Source organism: Moorena sp. SIO3E8, from assembly GCF_010692445.1.
GTDB lineage: Bacteria > Cyanobacteriota > Cyanobacteriia > Cyanobacteriales > Coleofasciculaceae > Moorena > Moorena bouillonii.
The window spans coordinates 1-17,206 of the sequence record NZ_JAAHHM010000057.1 but is presented as its reverse complement, the minus strand read 5'-3'; the positions used below and the strand labels follow the sequence as shown (position 1 = coordinate 17,206).

Below are 17,206 nucleotides of genomic sequence, written 5' to 3'. Positions count from 1 at the left end.
GGCCAAGGGTGGCCAAAGGGCAATGGTTGATAGCTGAATGCTTACAGCTAAACTAAGGGGAGAGTGGAAAGAGGGGGAGAAGGGGGGAGAAATTTGGTGTATAGCTCATCCAACTTAAAACCACTATAAAAATTGATAATCAATTAGTATAAGAAAGCAATTATGGTGATTAGCAAGATAGCAAAATACAGCAAGTTAGTCTTTGTACTAGGGATATTCACCACTGTTGCTTGTAATACTATGACAACAGCTCATACCTCTAACGTTACCACGGTTTATCAAGGGAGTGATGAACACTTTCCAAATCCAGAACGAGGCTTTTTTCTGCCTTTTACTCCTCTGGACAATACATCAAATTATTCCTTACAGCTGTCTGAGCTACAAGAGGTTAGGAATAACCAAATGACCTTAGTACGTAAGGTTTACGTAATTTCAGAATTTAGAAATAAACCGTTATCAGAGTCTTTTCTACAAACCCTATCCCAGGATTTGAATACGGCTCGACAAGCTGGGGTTAAATTAATCCTACGGTTTTCCTATAATTGGGTAGGAGGTGGTGAAGATTCATCCCGCGATCGCATACTCTCCCATCTGGATGATCTGCAACCGATATTAGCATCAAACTACGATGTTATCGCCTACATGGAAGCAGGGTTTATTGGTTACTGGGGAGAATGGCATAGTTCTTACTATGGTTTGGATAGCAACAATGAAGATAGAAAAGCTATTTTGTTTAAACTGCTGTCGGTGCTACCCAGTGAACGGATGGTTGCTCTACGATACCCCAATCATAAAATGGCAATTTTTGATCAAGAAAATCCTCTTACCCCTGATCAAGCGTTTAATGGTACTAACCGAGGGAGAACTGGAGCTACTAATGATTGTTTCCTAGCCAGTATTGATGATTGGGGAACTTACAGCGATACGGATCGGGGGATAATAGAACAAGAAAAGACATTTTTAAATCTGGATAATCGGTATGTGGTACAGGGGGGAGAAACCTGCAATCCTAGTTCTTTTGATGATTGTCCCAATGCTTTAAATGAACTAGAACGAATGCGCTGGAGTGCCTTAAACTACAAACCAAGTGATGCCACTGAGATCATTGAAGACTGGGAAACCCAAGGGTGTTTAGAGGAAATTAAACGTCGTTTGGGCTATCGCTTCCGTCTAGTCAAATCAGTTACTCCTACTAGGGTAAAACCCGCTCGTACATTCTCGATACAATTGGAAATTATCAATGAAGGATGGGCTAGTCCTTACAATCCTCGGCCACTGGAAATTATTCTCCGTCACCGTGTCACTCGTCGCGAATACCATTTACCTATAGACGAGGATCCTCGGATGTGGATGCCTGGTAGTACTCAGGTTATTAATGCTGTCACTCGTACTCCAGACACAATCGAAACTGGAACCTATGATGTTTTCTTAAATCTACCTGATCCAGCTCCTCAATTATATAATCATCCAGACTATTCCATCAGACTTGCTAATCAAAATCTCTGGGAAGCCTCGACAGGCTACAATTCCCTATTGACTAGCCTTATTGTTAATTAAACTTCTAATCATAATGACGTTTATAGCAATTATTATACTCATGAGGTACACAAAAAAATCCCCCTGTTGCCTGTTGCCTGTTGCCTGTTGCCTATTCCCTTAGAGACTATGAGAGTTTGGTCAGGGCAGAGCTTGCTTATCTACTGTAAAAAGCTAGTCAATGGCTCGACGAATAGCAAAATTTTTCGCGCAATTGTAACTGTTGGTTTATTGACTGGTTTTGTAAAAATTGGTTCTATTATTAAAGAATTAGTAGTTGCCTGGAGGTTTGGTACTGGGGATGAATTAGATGCATTTTTTATCGCTTTATTGGTTGTTTTTTTAATAAAAAATGTAATCGCTGAATCCCTTGATACTGCCTTTATTCCTACCTATATCCGTGTACGAGATCAGGAAGGAATGGCAGCCGCTCAAAAACTATTTTCTGGAGTAATGATCTGGGCATTAGTACTGCTTAGCTTCACTACTATAGTAATGGTAGCTACTGCTCTGGTTTATTTACCATTGATTGCCTCTGGGTTTAACCCCGAAAAGTTAGAGCTTACCTTCCATCTACTTTGTTTAATGGCACCCGTAGTTATCCTTACTGGGATTGCCATCATTTGGAGTGCTGTTTTGAATGCTGGGGAACGTTTTGCTCTAGCAGCTCTATGTCCAATGATGATTCCGGTGATTAGCATCCTATTGATAGTAGGATTTAAGTCTTTAGGAATCTTTGCCTTAGTTGCTGGATTAATTAGTGGTACAGTTCTAGAGCTGATAATTCTGGGAATAGCACTGCATCGTCAAGGTATTTCATTACTGCCAAGATGGTATGGATTTAATGAGCCTATGCGCCAGGTAGCGAGCCAGTATCTGCCAATGATTGCTGGAGCATTATTAATTTGTAGTGCTGCTCCAATTGATCAAGCCATGGCAGCTATGTTGTCTCCTGGTAGTGTGTCTATACTTAACTACGCCAACGGTTTAATTGCTTCTCCCATTAACCTAATGAGTATTGCGATCAGCACTGCGGTAATTCCCTATTTTTCTAAGATGGTTGCTAGTCAGGATTGGCACGAAATCCGTGGCACCCTTAGGTATTATCTACGGCTGATATTTTTGATTACTGTACCGCTAAGCATAATTCTAATTGTTTTTTCTCATCCGATAGTCCAGCTAGTTTTTGAACGAGGTTCATTTACCTCTGATGCTACTAATTTAGTCGCTCAATCTCAAGCACTTTATGCATTACAAATTCCTTTTTATATTGCTAATATTCTAGTTGTTAGGCTGGTGTCAGCAATGAGACTTAACTATATTTTGATGTGGGTATCTGGATTTGATTTAGCCATTAATATTATTTTGAATATTCTCTTTATGCAATGGCTGGGAATTAAAGGCATTGCGTTATCCACTAGCTGCGTGTATATCTTTTGTTTCTCATTTATGCTCTTATTTACCCAAAATCAAATCAAAAAGAAAAACCCTGAAAAACAATTATGCGATTAACACTAGTGACGTCATCTCTCTCCTGTGGAGGTGCTGAGCGAGCGGTAGCTTTGCTAGCAAAAGGATTCTTTAACAAGGGTTATCAAGTTGATGTGGTAACAATTGATGACACCTATCTTGACTTTTATAAATTACCTGATGGGGTTAATCGAGTAGCCCTTAATATCGCCAAAAACTCACCAACTTTTATTCATGGAATTTTGAATAACCTCTATCGTTTGTGGGTCTTGAGACGAACCATTAAATCCCTACACCCTGATGTTGTCATTTCTTTCTTAGATCAAATCAATATCTTGACCCTGTTAGCTCTTGTTAAGACTAACTATCCGGTTCTGGTAAGTGAACAAAATGATCCTCGGAAAAGTTCTAGTGGAAAAATGTGGGATAGATTGCGACATATCACCTATTCCTTTGCAGATAAAGTGGTGAGCGTAGGGGATGGGGTGAATCAGTATTTTGACTGGCTCCCCGAAACTAAACGAGCAGTAATTTATAACCCATTGGCTAGTATCAATTCCAGACCTAGTATGGATAAATTACTGGAAACTAAAGGAGCTGATCTAACTAAAAAATGGATAGTTGCTATCGGAAGGCTTACCCATCAGAAAGGGTTTGATATTTTATTATCTGCTTTCAAAAAACATGCTGGTCACCATCCAGACTGGCAACTTATAATTTTAGGAGAAGGGGAGCTTCGTCCAGAGCTTGAAAATCTCAGAGATCAATTAGGTTTAACTGATAATGTCATCTTCCCTGGGGTTGTTCGTAATCCCTTTTCAGTCTTAAAACGGTCAGAATTATTTGTCTTGTCTTCCCGCTTTGAAGGGTTACCAGGGGTTTTAGTTGAAGCACTCGCTTGTGGACTCCCCGTTGTTTCAACAGATTGTCCTAGTGGTCCACGAGAAGTTATTCGTGATGGTGTAAATGGGATTTTGGTGCCCAGTGAAAATAGGTTAGCCTTAGCTACAGCACTGGAGCGTTTAATATCCAATGAGGAAGAGCGTAAACGTCTAGCCTCTTATGCTCCAAAAATTACAGAACAATTTGGTTTAGGAACAATAATAGAACGCTGGGAAATTTTATTTAGTGACGTTATAAGTCAGCAGTCAGCAGTCAGCAGTCAGCAGTCAGCAGTCAGCAGTCAGCAGTCAGCTTTATGAATCACTGACAGCAGATCTAACAGGGATTAATTGAAAACTGCTATAAAGTATAATCTATAAAAGAATGATGGATATAAAGCATATCGCTTTTTTTCTACCTGCTCTCTATGACGGTGGCGCAGAACGGGTAACAGTTAACTTGCTCAAAGGGATGTTGGAACAAGATGTCCAGTTGGATCTAGTTCTTGCCAGTGCTGACGGACCTTATCTAAGCCAAGTGCCTAAGGAGGTGCGTCTAGTTAACTTGGCAGCCGGACGAGTTGTGAAAGCAATTCAACCCTTGTCACGTTACTTACAACAAAACAGACCTTCTGCCCTAGTCTCTCATCTGGCTCATGCTAACGTCATTGCTGTAGCAGCCAAAGAGTTAGCTCGTACCAAAACTCGATTAGTATTGGTAGAACACAACACTTTTTCAGCTTCTAAGTCTCAGTTAATGCGAGCTAAATTGGTACCACCACTGATGAAATGGTTTTACCCTCGTGCTGATGAAATTGTCGGAGTTTCTCAAGCAGTAGCACGGGATTTGGAGTGTCAACTTGGTTTTGACCAAGGCAAAGTCAGAGAAATTTACAATCCAGTGGTTAATCATCAGCTAATCGCCAAATCAAAAATGCCTTTGAGCCATCCTTGGTTTCGCAAAGACGCTCCTCCTGTCTTTTTGGCTGTTGGTAGATTATCACCTCAGAAAGATTTCTTGACTCTAATCCAAGCGTTTGCACGTTTAAGAAAAAAAATGATCGCTCGCCTGGTGATTTTAGGTGAAGGGGAATCCCGAGGCGAATTAGAGGCAACCATTAACAGGCTAGGAATTGCAGCGGATGTTTCTATGCCAGGTTTTGTAGAGAATCCTTATGCATATATGAGTAAAGCGAATGCGTTGGTTTTGTCTTCTCGCTGGGAAGGGTTACCCACTGTGTTAATTGAAGCAATGGCATGTGGTTGCCAAGTAATTGCTACAGATTGTCCTAGTGGTCCAGCGGAAATTTTATCAGCAGGACAATATGGCATTTTAGTACCAGTCGGGGATTCAGCCGCTTTATCATTAGCTATGTTACAAGTACTTAAATCTCCATTAACTCAGGATAAATTAATGGAGCGGGCAAGGTACTTTTCTACTGAGCGAGCGGTTTCTGAGTATTTAGCTATATTGAACTAAAGTCGTTAGTTAATTCAAAATTCAAAATTCAAAATTCAAAATTTTCCTCAATGTATTGTTTTTATAGCGTTTCTCGCAGTTATGAGGTACGCTTCTCAACCTCAAAGTCCCCCTTATTAAGGGGGATTTAGGGGGATCAATTTGTACCTTATGGGATATATATAGCAATTCTAAATAAATTAAATTGTCAAAGTTTTTGATGCCATATTGGCTACTCCCTACTCCCTACTCCCTACTCCCTACTGGGTGCATCTCATTGTTGCTGTTTGACACGGTGGTGCGTTACGGGCAGCAACATAACCCTGACTACGAGGCGAAAAATGAAGGCCCCCTAACGCACCCTACGGAAAATTTTCAAAACTGAGATGCACCCTCCCTACTCCCTACTCCCTACTCCCTACTCCCTACTCCCTATTCCCTACTCCCTACTCCCTACTCCCTACTCCCTATTCCCTACTCCCTTTGCTATAGAAATAATTGACTATGTTAGCCACAGCTTACTTGGGACTAATCTTATTGATGTTGCTTACAGAAATAAAACGAAAAAAAACCGGTAAGTTGGATTTCCTGACCTTGGCTAACTTGATTTTCTTTCTTGTCTATGCTTTTCCAGGATTTGTCTTATCAGCTAACCTAGAGAATGCTAGGCATGAGTTGAACTGGGGAAATACCTTATACACTGACAACCCACAAACAGTTATTGCTATATTTGTGGGATACATTCTGATTGTTATTGGTTTCTATTCTAAGTCGGCTGAAAAATTTGGAAAAACGATTACTATCAAGAGCTATAGTGACAATGTTGTGATTGTATTTGCTATTTTGCTGCTGTTATTCTCTTGTCTATCTATTCAAATCTATGGCTCTCAGTATGGTGGCGTTATGGTAGCCCTTGCTAAAAGCCACCTGATTCGATCAACCACGGTTGAAAGTGGCAACCTGGTTTTTTTTAAGAATTTTATGTTCTTTTCATTCTTTGCCTCTTATTTATTGGCAGCCCTGGTATTTTTTAGCAACCTAAAAAAAGGTAAATTCATCCTATTTAGTTTGTTTTTGCTATCTGTAGTCGCTTCCTGGATTTCAGCCACTTTAACAGCTGGGCGTATTCCTTTTGTCAGATACATTATCGGGTTTTATTTAGTTTATGTCCTTAAAACTGGCAAATTTTCCTTTACTTTCACCCTTACTTTTGTCTCTAGTGCTGCTCTGTTTCTGATTCACGGCAAAACCCTGTTTTTTAGCTTAAGTGCTTTGCCAGATGGCTATGTTGCTGTAGTGGAACGCTTTAGACAATCTCTGGACAGTGGTTCCAATGAAAGCTTTAGCATTATCGAACTAGTAGAGAACTTTGTGTTTCCAGTTCATTCCCTAGATGCAGCTTTTAATAATCATTATCCAATGCGGCTATTTCTGGATATCTACTATGGGGTGCTTTCCTTAATACCGGAGCGTCTGACTAATATGGAGTTCCCAGAAACCCTATCCTTTGAGAATACAGCAAATATCATAGGCTCCAATGAGTTTGCTATACCACCAGGTATACTGGCCTTTGGTATCTATAGTATGTCTTGGGTCGGACTAATTATCATATCGTTGAGCTTTGGTTGGATTGGTCGTTATCTACAAACTATTTTTAATAATCAGCTACATACAATATACTGGATGCCATTTGTTTACATTTTAACAGCTGTAACTTGGATAGATTTTATTACCTTTGGTGACCCAGAGGCTTACCTAATCGCTAATTTTTGGTTTTTTGCGGCTATGGGTCTCTTACTATCTTTCGTTAGCAAAGTTTATTGGAAAAAGAACTATAGATTATGAAAATACTATACCTTACTACTGGAGTTTCAATAGGAGGTGCAGAGTTGATGTTATATCATCTCCTATCCAAGATAAACCGAAAGCGCTTTAGTCCAGTGGTACTGTCTCTAATGGGGCGTGATACGGTAGGCGATCGCATTGAATCTTTGGGTATACCTGTTGTTCATATTGGTCTTGAACCAGGAAAGGTTCCAACCCTAAAGGCATTGTCTAAGTTAATTAATACGGTGAATACTCTCAAGCCTGACGTAATTCAGGGATGGATGTATCACGGAAATATAGCTGCCAAATTAGCTAGTAGTTTTTATTCCCATAAAATCCCACTTTTGTGGAGCATTCATCATTCAGTTTATTCCTTGTCATCTGAGAATAAAATGACAGCATCTCTGATTAAAAGTGGTGCTATAATTTCTAAATTTATTCAGGGAATTTGCTTTGTATCTAATCAAAGTAAATTACAGCATGAAGCGTTGGGATATTCTTCGCAAAATAGCTGTGTAATTCCGAATGGATTTGACACGTCTTTATTTAAACCATCCCTGGAAGCTAGAGCAGCTTTTCGGTCTGAATTAGGCTTGTATGAGCAATCGGTTTTAATCGGATTAATTGGTCGTTATCACCCCATGAAAGATCACCCAAATTTTATTATGGCTGCTTCATTGTTAGCCAAAACTTTTCCTGATGTGCATTTTATTATGGCTGGCACAGAGGTTGATAAAAATAATAAATTTTTATCTTCCTTGATTCAGGACTTAGGACTATGGAATCACTTCCACTTACTAGGAGAACGCACTGATATTCCTCGCCTTACTGCTGCTCTAGATATTAATACTGTGGCTTCTGCCTATGGGGAAGCCTTTCCTTTAGTTATTGGAGAGGCAATGTCGAGTTGTGTTCCCTGTGTGGTAACAGATGTCGGTGATTCAGCCTGGATTGTGGGTAATACGGGACGAGTGGTACCCCCAAGAAACTCAGAAGCATTGGCTAGGGCTTGGAAAGAGCTGATTTTGATGGGTAATGAAGGTAGAAAAGCGTTAGGAAAAGCAGCAAGATCTAGAATTATTGAGTCCTTTTCTATTAACTCAGTCGTTGGTCAATATGAGACTTTATATGAACTACTTTTAGGCTAAAGCTAGTGCTAATCCGTCACTAATAATTTCCAATAGCTAATTATAGAGATTGTAATTATTGTCAATCGATATAACTACTGTTTAGTAAAAACTAATCATGAATAAACTTTTAATAATAACTACTATTCCGGATACACTCCGTGGCTTCCTGCTTCCCTTGGCTCACCACTTCCGGTTTCAAGGCTGGCGCGTAGATGCTATGGCTCAGGGAATTTCAGCTTGTGAGGAATGCTTGGCAGCTTTTGACCAGGTTTGGGATGTCCAGTGGTCACGCAATCCCTTGGATCCACAGAATCTACTGTTGGCTCCACGAACTATCCAAGAAGTAATTGCTCAGAAGAACTATGATATTGTTCATGTACATACCCCAGTAGCGGCTTTTATTACTCGTTATGCTCTAAGGGGTTTGAGAAAGCAGGAAAAACCCAGGGTAATTTACACCGCTCATGGCTTTCACTTCTATGGTGGGGGACAACCTTTAAAAAATGCTTTGTTCCTGACATTGGAAAAATTGGCTGGACATTGGACTGACTACTTAGTAGTAATTAATCATGAGGATAAAGAGGCAGCTAAGCACTATAATATTGTGTCACCACAACAGATTCGTTATATGCCAGGAATCGGTGTTGATTTGGAATACTACAATTTTGATTCGACTCCTGTAGCTGAGGTAATGGGGGTGTACGAGGAGCTGGGAATAGCACCGGAAAATCCACTATTTTTGTCAGTTGCTGAGTTTATCCCTCGCAAGCATCATCAGGATATTTTAAGGGCATTTGCCTGTTTGGAGCGATCTGATGTCCACTTGGCATTGGCCGGAGATGGAGATGAAGAGTGGACTCAACAAATGCAAGACTTGGCATCAGCTCTAGGCATTAAACATCAGGTACATTTCCTTGGTTTCCGCAGGGATATTCCGACTCTGATACAAGCCTCAGTGGCAACACTGTTGGTTTCAGAACAAGAAGGACTTCCTAGAAGTGTGATGGAGTCCTTGTGCCTGGAAACACCAGTGATTGGCACAAATATCCGTGGCACTAGGGATTTGCTGGCAGGAGACAGTGGTCTTTTGGTTGAGGTGGGGGATATCAAGGGAATCGCTCAGGCAATGACGTGGGTATTAGACCATCCTGAAGACGCCTTAGCTATGGGCAAACGTGGACGGGAGCACATGAGTGCTTATGATTTACAAAACATTCTGGAACTCCATGAGGCTTTGTATACTGAAGCAATCAGCGATCGCATTTTGACACCTTTAGGCACTGGACTTTGGCCTGTTTACAATGACTCTATGTAAACAGATGGGCTTAATTCAAGCAGTTTTTATTGAAGGTTTAAGGTTTAAAGTTTAAGGTTGAAGGTTTCGAGGTTGAAGGTTGAAGGTTGAAGGTTGAAGGTTAAAAGTTTAAAGTTGTTCGCCCTTGGCGTTCCCCTAGGGTAGGTTTAAGGTTAACCACCTGCCGATCTTTGGGGGGATAATACAAATTCTCGCTGATTACGGTTACACATCAATTTCATTTCCCGATCTTCTGATCTCCCCATATCCCGATCTCCAAGTGAATATCTTTGATATTAAATCATCCCACGTTATACAAGTCGTGGGATTTTAAGTGTGTGCATGATTAGTCATTAATCACTAGTAATAGCCATTGTGGCAACACATCCCAGTTCAAACGTTATATGTTTTATTTAATAAGAGAAAAAAATTGTGTTTTGAGTGAACTATGACGAACATTTTTCCTAGCCATAAATTACAACAACTAATTAAAGAGATTGCCGAAAAATTTGTTGCTGCGACCGCTCTGATTGTTTTATCGCCTGTTATCTTAATTATTGCGATCGCAATCTACTTCAGTATGGCAAGACCAATTGTTTTCACCCAACTAAGACCGGGGAAAGATGGTCGTATTTTCAAGTTCTATAAATTTCGCACTATGACCGATGATTGCGACGGCGATGGTAATCTACTTCCGGATGAAGAACGCCTGACCGCAATTGGTGAATTTCTACGGGAAACCAGTTTAGATGAACTTCCTCAACTTTTGAATGTTCTGAAAGGGGATATGAGTTTTGTCGGACCTCGTCCTTTACTGGTGGAGTATTTAGATCGCTACAATTGTGAACAAGCACGCCGCCATGAGGTGAAACCTGGTATTACGGGTTGGGCACAAGTTAATGGTCGCAACACTATTAGTTGGGAAAATAAATTCAAATGTGATGTTTGGTACGTTGATAAGTGGAATCTCTGGCTTGATTTGAAAATTTTATTCCTAACCTTTATTAAAGTGACCAAGCGCGAAGGTATTGTTAACCCAACCCACTCTACGTTAAGTGAGTTTCAGGGGACCTCTCCCTCTTGTTAATACCAATTAAATTTATTCCTGCTAAAAGATGATAATCAGGCGATGGGGTGATTATTATGTAGCAATACAGGACTTACGCATTCAGATATATAAAATGTCTTTAACTCTCTGTTCCCTGTTCCCTGTTCCCTGTTCCCTGTTCCCTATAGCTGAAACCCTTGATTTTTGGTTTAACTGCGTAAGTCCTAAATAGTGTTTGAAGTTTTACTAACGTTTTGAAATAGTAGCAAATTTAATTATTAGTTTTTTAGATAACAGTATGGATAGTAAAATAATTGATTTTTTAAGCCCGTTATGGGGAGAAACTCTAAACCAATTACGTCATGATATCTATCATCTAGCCGACTATGTTAGTTTAGAGTCTAGACGAAATCAAGGGATACCGGAAGCAATTGTAATAGCAGATGGTGATCAAATTTTCTTCGTTCCTTATTTACTGCGCCAATGTGATGACATTTGCGATCAAGACTCAGGGGATTTATTTGATATAGTCTCTCCCTATGGTTATCCAGGAATTTTATTAAGTGAGGCAGCCGCTAGCACACCAGGGTTTGCTGATGCCGCAATGGCTGAATTCAAACGTGTGTTATCTGTCAAGGGAGTATGTTCAGCCTTCTTGCGACTTCATCCCATACTTAATCATAATATTAATGAATTATTTAACCCTAACCCGTTTACCTTCAATGGCGAGACAATCTCTATTGATTTAACACTCCCTGAGTCTGAACTCTGGAGTCATACCCGCAAAGATCATCGCAATAAAATTAATAAGTGTAAGCGTGCTGGGATGACAGCCAGAATGGTTCCATTTAAAGACTACATTCAGGAATTTATTGAAGTCTATCAAGAGACTATGGATCGGGTAGGTGCTTCAGGCTTTTATTATTTTAACTATGATTACTTTGTCAGACTGTTAGAGATTCTAGGAGAGCAACTTCACCTCTGTATCGTTGAACTGGATAATCAAATCATATCCGCTGGAATTTACACAGAATCCTGTGGCATCGTTCAAGCTGTCCTGGGTGGAACTAAAACCCAGTTTTTCAAACAATCTCCAAGTGTTTTAGAAACAGATTTTGTCCGACTCTGGGCTAAAGAACGCGGCAATGAATTTTTGCACCTTGGCGGTGGTGTAGGAGGCGCAAAAGATAGTCTATACAATTTCAAAGCGGGTTTCTCCAAGCAAAGACACAACTTCCTGACACTACGTTTAATTACTGATGAAGAAAAGTATCGTTATCTCGTTAATTTACGAGCCAAAGCATTAAACACTGACCCAGAAAAACTCCTCCACTCCAAATTCTTCCCCGCCTATCGTTGTAGTCATTAAGCTGTTTAGCATTTAGATTGGCATATCTAAATTGCTAAAAGGGAACAGCGTCTCTGGGAACAGCGATGCAGCGCCTTCATGCGGGGGTTTCCCCCATGAGCGACTGCATCAAGACGGGAACCGTAAATAACCAATTTAAATGCACATCAGTTTAGTAATTTTTAAATTGTTAATTGTTGACTTATTAAGTGTTAAGTGTTAGTTGAAATTAACACTTTTCATGGAGGCCTTTTACTTTTTACTTTTTGATATGACTACACTATACGTAATTGAGAAACACGACCAACTGTTGTCTATCTGGCGTCGCCAAAATGCTACTAACCTACGGGTGGTTCATTTGGATTTTCACTGTGATATGCGGGGTCTGTTGATCGACCGTCGGGCGCAGCGAGCCTACCCTATTGATGATATACGTAAGGGTGTAGACGTCGGCAATTTTTTAACTCATGCTATCCTTGAGGGTCGCGTGCAGCGGGTGCGCTGGGTTCACGATCTACCAGGGGGTCGGCAGCATGATGTAGGCACCGTTAAGTATGAGAGTGATTGGAGTGTGCAACTGACCCGGTGGCGTTTGGCACAGCAAGGGCAAGTGGGTATTCCCTTAACTTACGAGGTCATGACTTTCCCAGAGTGGTCTGGTCTAGAAGCTGGTGAATTCCTCGATATTGACTGGGATGTGTTCGCCTGCAAAGACTATCCCGCTGACAGCGTCGAAGCTAGGATAGAAGCATTTTTTGAACGGAACTTTACCTGTGTACCAGAGCAAATTTCAGTGTGCTATTCTCCCAGATTTTCCCATCAGACTCAACTTCAATTTGAACGAACTATCCAGCGTCTAGCTGGAATGTTCCAAGCCAAAATTGAGCGACTACCTGCAGCGCCACCACCCCCACCAAAAACTTACAAAAAACTTCTTCCTCCTATATTTTACGACACCCTTCGTACAGGTTACTACCAAAGTCAACTCTGGTTGCGTCACCAAGGTATTTACTAATAGAGCAGTTCTCAATTGGTGAGGTACTTTCGTCCTGGGTTTTAGGGAGTAGGGAGTAGGGAGTAGGGAGTAGGGAACAGGGAACAGGGAACAGGGAACAGGGAAAAAATCCTGTTTACCTCATAGTTATGAAAAACCCTGTAGTTAGGAAGCAACTTCAGCTAATTAATATTTCAACCTTAAACCTTAAACCTACCCTTAACCGAACCCCAAATGCGAACAACCCTTAACATTGAAAATTATTTTTTACCTTAAACCTTTTTCCTTCTAAATTTAACCTTCAACCTTCAACCTTCAACCTTCAACCTTAAAGTTTTAACTTTTAACTTTTAATTTTTAACTTTCAACCTTCAACCTTCAACCTTCTAAATCCTACATTCTAAATTCTACATTCTACATTCTACATTCTGCATTCTACATTCATCATTTTCCTATGAATAAACCAATTCTTTTGTCTACACCCCACATGGGTGATCAGGAACTGGAATTTGTTAAAGAAGCTTTTGAAACAAATTGGATTGCGCCAGTGGGTCCCCATGTGGATGCTTTTGAGCAAGAATTTTGCCAAGTTGTGGGTACTCGCCACGGAGCTGCTGTTAGTTCTGGCACAGCAGCCTTGCATCTAGCCCTACGGCTAGTTGGGGTTAAATCAGGGGATGAAGTTTTTTGCTCTACCCTTACCTTTATCGCTACTGCTAGCGCAATTACTTATTTGGGAGCCAAGCCAGTCTTCATCGACTGCGATCGCACTAGCTGGAATATGGATCCCGACTTACTGCGGCAAGCTTTAGATTGGCGGGCTCGACTGGGTAAATTACCTAAAGCCTTGGTTTTGGTTCATCTGTATGGTCAAAGTGCTGATATTGATCCGATTTTAGAGGTTTGCGATCGCTACGAGATTCCCGTGATTGAAGACGCTGCTGAAGCCTTAGGTGCCACCTACAAAGGTCGCTCTCCGGGAACCTTTGGGGAAATTGGTATTTACTCCTTCAATGGCAATAAAATTATTACTACCTCTGGTGGCGGCATGTTGGTTTCAAACCATCCTGATTTTGTCAGCAAAGCTCGTTTTCTGGCAACCCAAGCCCGAGACCCAGCCCCCCATTACCAGCACTCACAAATTGGCTACAACTATCGCCTCAGCAATATTTTAGCTGGAGTTGGTCGTGGTCAATTGCAGGTTTTGAATCAAAGAGTAGCAGCGAGACGGCGCAACTTCGAGATTTACCAGGAAGCCTTGGGAGAGCTGCCAGGAATAAAATTTATGCCAGAAGCCCCCTATGGACGAGCCACCCGCTGGTTAACTTGCCTGACCATTAACCCTGATGCCTTTGGAGCAGATCGAGAGCAGGTTCGCCTGGCTTTGGCTGCAAAGCAAATTGAAACCCGTCCTGTATGGAAACCATTACACTTGCAGCCTGTATTTGCTGAGTGTCACTCTATTGGTGGTGCGATCGCAGAAGATTTATTTGAGCATGGTCTTTGCCTACCTTCTGGCTCCAATCTTACCACTGAAGACCTAGAGCGGGTGATTGAAGGGATTAAGGCAACCTCTCGTTGTCTAGTACACAAGTAATATCAAGTCTGGTTGAATACCCATAATTAATCGAGAGTGTGGGGAGATGGGGAGATGGGGAGATGGGAAGATGGGGGAGATTTTTATTAAGGGTAATTACCCTGACATTATATAACCTTTTTATTTCAATTGTGAACATACTCCCTTAAGCAAAAGCAAGGTAAGTCTTAGAGGTTGTCTGAGAAGTCTCATTTGCTACATCCAAGCCCCCTAAATCCCCCAATTTTGGGGGACTTTTAGAAGCAAATGGACTCTTTTTCCCCCCAAAGTTGGGGGGCTAGGGGGGCAAAATTCAGTATAAAAAAACTTTTCAGATATCCTCTTAGCTGTTCCCGTAGCGTGCGCGTAGCGCATTAGCTGAATGTTTATCTCCCTACTTCCTACTTCCTAATCCCTACTCCCTACTCCCTGCTCCCTGCTCCCTAAAACCCAAGACGAAAGTACCTGATACCAATGACTCTTCCGATTAAATACACCAACTACTGACCAAACCTACCTTCGATTTGCTCTTCAAAAGACTTCCTTGGTTTAGAGTCAACTCGCAACGAGTTTCCATTGTCTGATAGCTCATAAGTCAGCGGCTTGCTCCCAAGTAGCTGGATACGACCTCGCCGTGCTAACTGCTTTGGAGGATTTTCCACCATCAGCGCTTCGATCGCCTCAATACGCTGAGAAATAGTTGGGTGCGTCTTGCTCTTAAGGCCGCCTCCGGGCAGTTCTGCTAAAGTATTAAGCCCTCGCACAGACCCTTCCGGATCAAATCCAGCACGAGCCAAATACTGATAAGCTATGCGATCAGCTTCCAATTCTAGATTGTGACTCAACTTTTGTATTCGCTCCTGCCACTCCCTCAGCCGTTTTTGAGCTTCTTGTTGATTGTCCGCAGAGGAGACATCAATAGACGCTTCATGGGCACTTTCAATTAGCTCAGAGATATGACCGTGACTATGGTGTGCCATTTCATGGGCAATCACAAAAGCCAAAGCAGAAACATCCCCTGCCATCAGATCCAACAAACTTTTATCAAGGGTAATCACATAAGCTGAATGGGCGTAGGCTTTTGTAGAATACTCAGGGACAATCCTCACTCGCCAGAAACGAGTATCTATGTCGTTGGTGCGAACGATGCGGTCTACGATCCTGTAAATTACGTACAAGTCTTGTGGGAGTTCGGCTTTAGCCTTTTCATAGGCAGTGGGAAGTTGATATCCCAAGGGTTGTTTTAGAGAAATGTCGGGCGCGGTCTGATCGGTTTGTGCAGCAGCAGCGGTTTGCATTGATAAAGACAGAGGAAGCATTAGTGCCAGCACAGAAGTGACAATCCTTGCCTGTGTTTTTACGCTTGTCAACATAATTTCTCCTTGCCCCTAGCTCAGGGCGTAAACTAATCAGAGGATAGATTTCTCTCTTCATTTACTTTCTATCAAAGTAGAATTTGGCTTGGATTTCCTAGTGTGCTACTCAATAATGTGTCCTAATCAATTGATAATAACTAATTGAGACTAAACTTTTATTTTTGAACTCCAAGCCTTGTCAAAAGTAATCTCATGTCATCCAATCCTATATCAATCAATGGTGATTTGATTCTAATATGGTTAGTTTAATCTATCCCTATTTTACTGAATAATTTGGATTGATTTAGCTTATTTTTTTTAATTAAACAGTACCCATAAGGGTACTATTTGACCGGTAGCATATAAAAAAATAGCTGATAGTTGAATCCTTAGGTTTTATTATTAAATTTTTAAGGATTTGACCATACCCATAAGGGTACTCTTTCCTCGGCAGTTTCTAGCCTAATGAGGTACAAAGTATTTTTTCCCACTTCCCACTTCCGACTTCCGACTTCCCTGTTCCGGTGATCCGCTGTTCCCTGTTTCCTAAAAACCCCACCAAATTGAAAACCGCTATATATTCCAATGAGCTATCAGACCAATTAAAGTAGGGTGGGCAAAGTAATATAATCATTAATACTCAAAACAAGCAAACTGTGTCTTGATGCAGTCGCTCATGGGGGAAACCCCCAAGACCGCGCTGCATCGCTTTTTGCCCACCCTACAAGCTGCTATCAGCTACTTCCGACTTATCTGTTCCCTGTTCCGGTGATCCGCTGTTCCCTGTTCCCTAAAAATCTCACCAAATTGAAAACCGCTATATATTCCAATGAGCTATCAGACCAATTAAAGTAGGGTGGGCAAAGTAATATAATCATTAATACTCAAAACAAGCAAACTGTGTCTTGATGCAGTCGCTCATGGGGGAAACCCCCAAGACCGCGCTGCATCGCTTTTTGCCCACCCTACAAGCTGCTATCAGCTACCACTGCTACGCGCAGGCTACGCGAACAGCTATCAGCCATTCGCGTAGCGTGGCCATAGGCCAAGGCTGACGGCTGACCGCTGACGGCTGTTGGCGTAGCCTGCGCGTAGCGCATATGCTTACTATAATTCTTCTTTGAGTTTGCGTTTCAAATCACCAGAAACCATTAACCGTTCCTCAGTACAGGACAAAAAAGTTGAAAAGAAGAACAGGATGGGGTTTCATCAGAATTGAGGATAGCCATCAGAAACCCCATGAACCAATATAGCGAATTAAAGAAAGCTCTCCAACCCCATTTGGGAT

At 41.4% G+C, this 17,206-nt stretch carries 15 protein-coding genes; 14 read left to right on the top strand and 1 reads right to left on the bottom strand.

Annotation, left to right across the window (positions count from 1 at the left end):
• The first annotated feature begins 162 nt into the window (after nt 1–162).
• From F6K46_RS22135 to F6K46_RS22075, 13 genes are all read left to right on the top strand, one after another.
• On the top strand, nt 163–1,557 hold the full coding sequence (locus F6K46_RS22135) for a DUF4832 domain-containing protein (RefSeq protein ID WP_293061045.1): 1,395 nt from the start codon (nt 163–165) through the stop codon (nt 1,555–1,557).
• A gap of 66 nt (nt 1,558–1,623) precedes the next feature.
• Entirely contained in the window at nt 1,624–3,048 is a 1,425-nt protein-coding gene (locus tag F6K46_RS22130) for a lipid II flippase MurJ (RefSeq protein WP_293061043.1), read from the top strand.
• On the top strand, nt 3,039–4,208 hold the full coding sequence (locus F6K46_RS22125) for a glycosyltransferase family 4 protein (protein ID WP_293061040.1): 1,170 nt from the start codon (nt 3,039–3,041) through the stop codon (nt 4,206–4,208). Before F6K46_RS22130 ends, F6K46_RS22125 begins: the two co-directional genes overlap by 10 nt.
• A gap of 64 nt (nt 4,209–4,272) precedes the next feature.
• Nucleotides 4,273–5,367: a glycosyltransferase gene (locus F6K46_RS22120; RefSeq protein WP_293061038.1), complete on the top strand. Its 1,095-nt coding sequence runs from the start codon at nt 4,273–4,275 to the stop codon at nt 5,365–5,367.
• Between the two features lie 199 nt (nt 5,368–5,566).
• Nucleotides 5,567–5,731 (top strand): hypothetical protein, encoded by a 165-nt coding sequence (locus F6K46_RS22115; RefSeq protein WP_293117348.1) that lies wholly within the window; start codon nt 5,567–5,569, stop codon nt 5,729–5,731.
• A 1-nt stretch (nt 5,732) separates the two neighbouring features.
• Nucleotides 5,733–5,924, top strand: a complete 192-nt coding sequence (locus F6K46_RS22110) for a hypothetical protein (protein ID WP_293061034.1) — start codon at nt 5,733–5,735, stop codon at nt 5,922–5,924.
• Entirely contained in the window at nt 5,887–7,191 is a 1,305-nt protein-coding gene (locus tag F6K46_RS22105) for a hypothetical protein (protein ID WP_293061032.1), read from the top strand. Before F6K46_RS22110 ends, F6K46_RS22105 begins: the two co-directional genes overlap by 38 nt.
• On the top strand, nt 7,188–8,321 hold the full coding sequence (locus F6K46_RS22100) for a glycosyltransferase (RefSeq protein WP_293061030.1): 1,134 nt from the start codon (nt 7,188–7,190) through the stop codon (nt 8,319–8,321). Before F6K46_RS22105 ends, F6K46_RS22100 begins: the two co-directional genes overlap by 4 nt.
• A 97-nt stretch (nt 8,322–8,418) precedes the next feature.
• Entirely contained in the window at nt 8,419–9,618 is a 1,200-nt protein-coding gene (locus tag F6K46_RS22095; RefSeq protein WP_293061028.1) for a glycosyltransferase family 4 protein, read from the top strand.
• A gap of 427 nt (nt 9,619–10,045) precedes the next feature.
• A complete protein-coding gene (locus F6K46_RS22090; RefSeq protein WP_293061026.1) occupies nt 10,046–10,684 on the top strand; it encodes a sugar transferase in 639 nt (212 codons plus the stop codon).
• 259 nt (nt 10,685–10,943) lie between these two features.
• Nucleotides 10,944–12,014, top strand: a complete 1,071-nt coding sequence (locus F6K46_RS22085; protein ID WP_293061024.1) for a peptidoglycan bridge formation glycyltransferase FemA/FemB family protein — start codon at nt 10,944–10,946, stop codon at nt 12,012–12,014.
• 250 nt (nt 12,015–12,264) lie between these two features.
• Nucleotides 12,265–13,008 carry a UPF0489 family protein gene (locus tag F6K46_RS22080; protein WP_293061022.1) on the top strand — a complete coding sequence of 248 codons (744 nt, stop codon included), beginning with the start codon at nt 12,265–12,267 and terminating at the stop codon, nt 13,006–13,008.
• Between the two features lie 433 nt (nt 13,009–13,441).
• Nucleotides 13,442–14,584 (top strand): aminotransferase class I/II-fold pyridoxal phosphate-dependent enzyme, encoded by a 1,143-nt coding sequence (locus tag F6K46_RS22075; RefSeq protein WP_293061020.1) that lies wholly within the window; start codon nt 13,442–13,444, stop codon nt 14,582–14,584.
• Nucleotides 14,585–15,063: 479 nt separating this feature from the next.
• Here the strand turns inward: F6K46_RS22075 and F6K46_RS22070 are convergent, their stop codons facing one another.
• A complete protein-coding gene (locus F6K46_RS22070) occupies nt 15,064–15,936 on the bottom strand; it encodes a M48 family metallopeptidase (RefSeq protein WP_075899608.1) in 873 nt (290 codons plus the stop codon).
• A gap of 890 nt (nt 15,937–16,826) precedes the next feature.
• On the opposite strand from F6K46_RS22070, the gene F6K46_RS22065 reads away from it, so the two are divergent.
• Nucleotides 16,827–16,973 (top strand): hypothetical protein, encoded by a 147-nt coding sequence (locus F6K46_RS22065; RefSeq protein WP_293061017.1) that lies wholly within the window; start codon nt 16,827–16,829, stop codon nt 16,971–16,973.
• Nucleotides 16,974–17,206 lie beyond the last annotated feature (233 nt).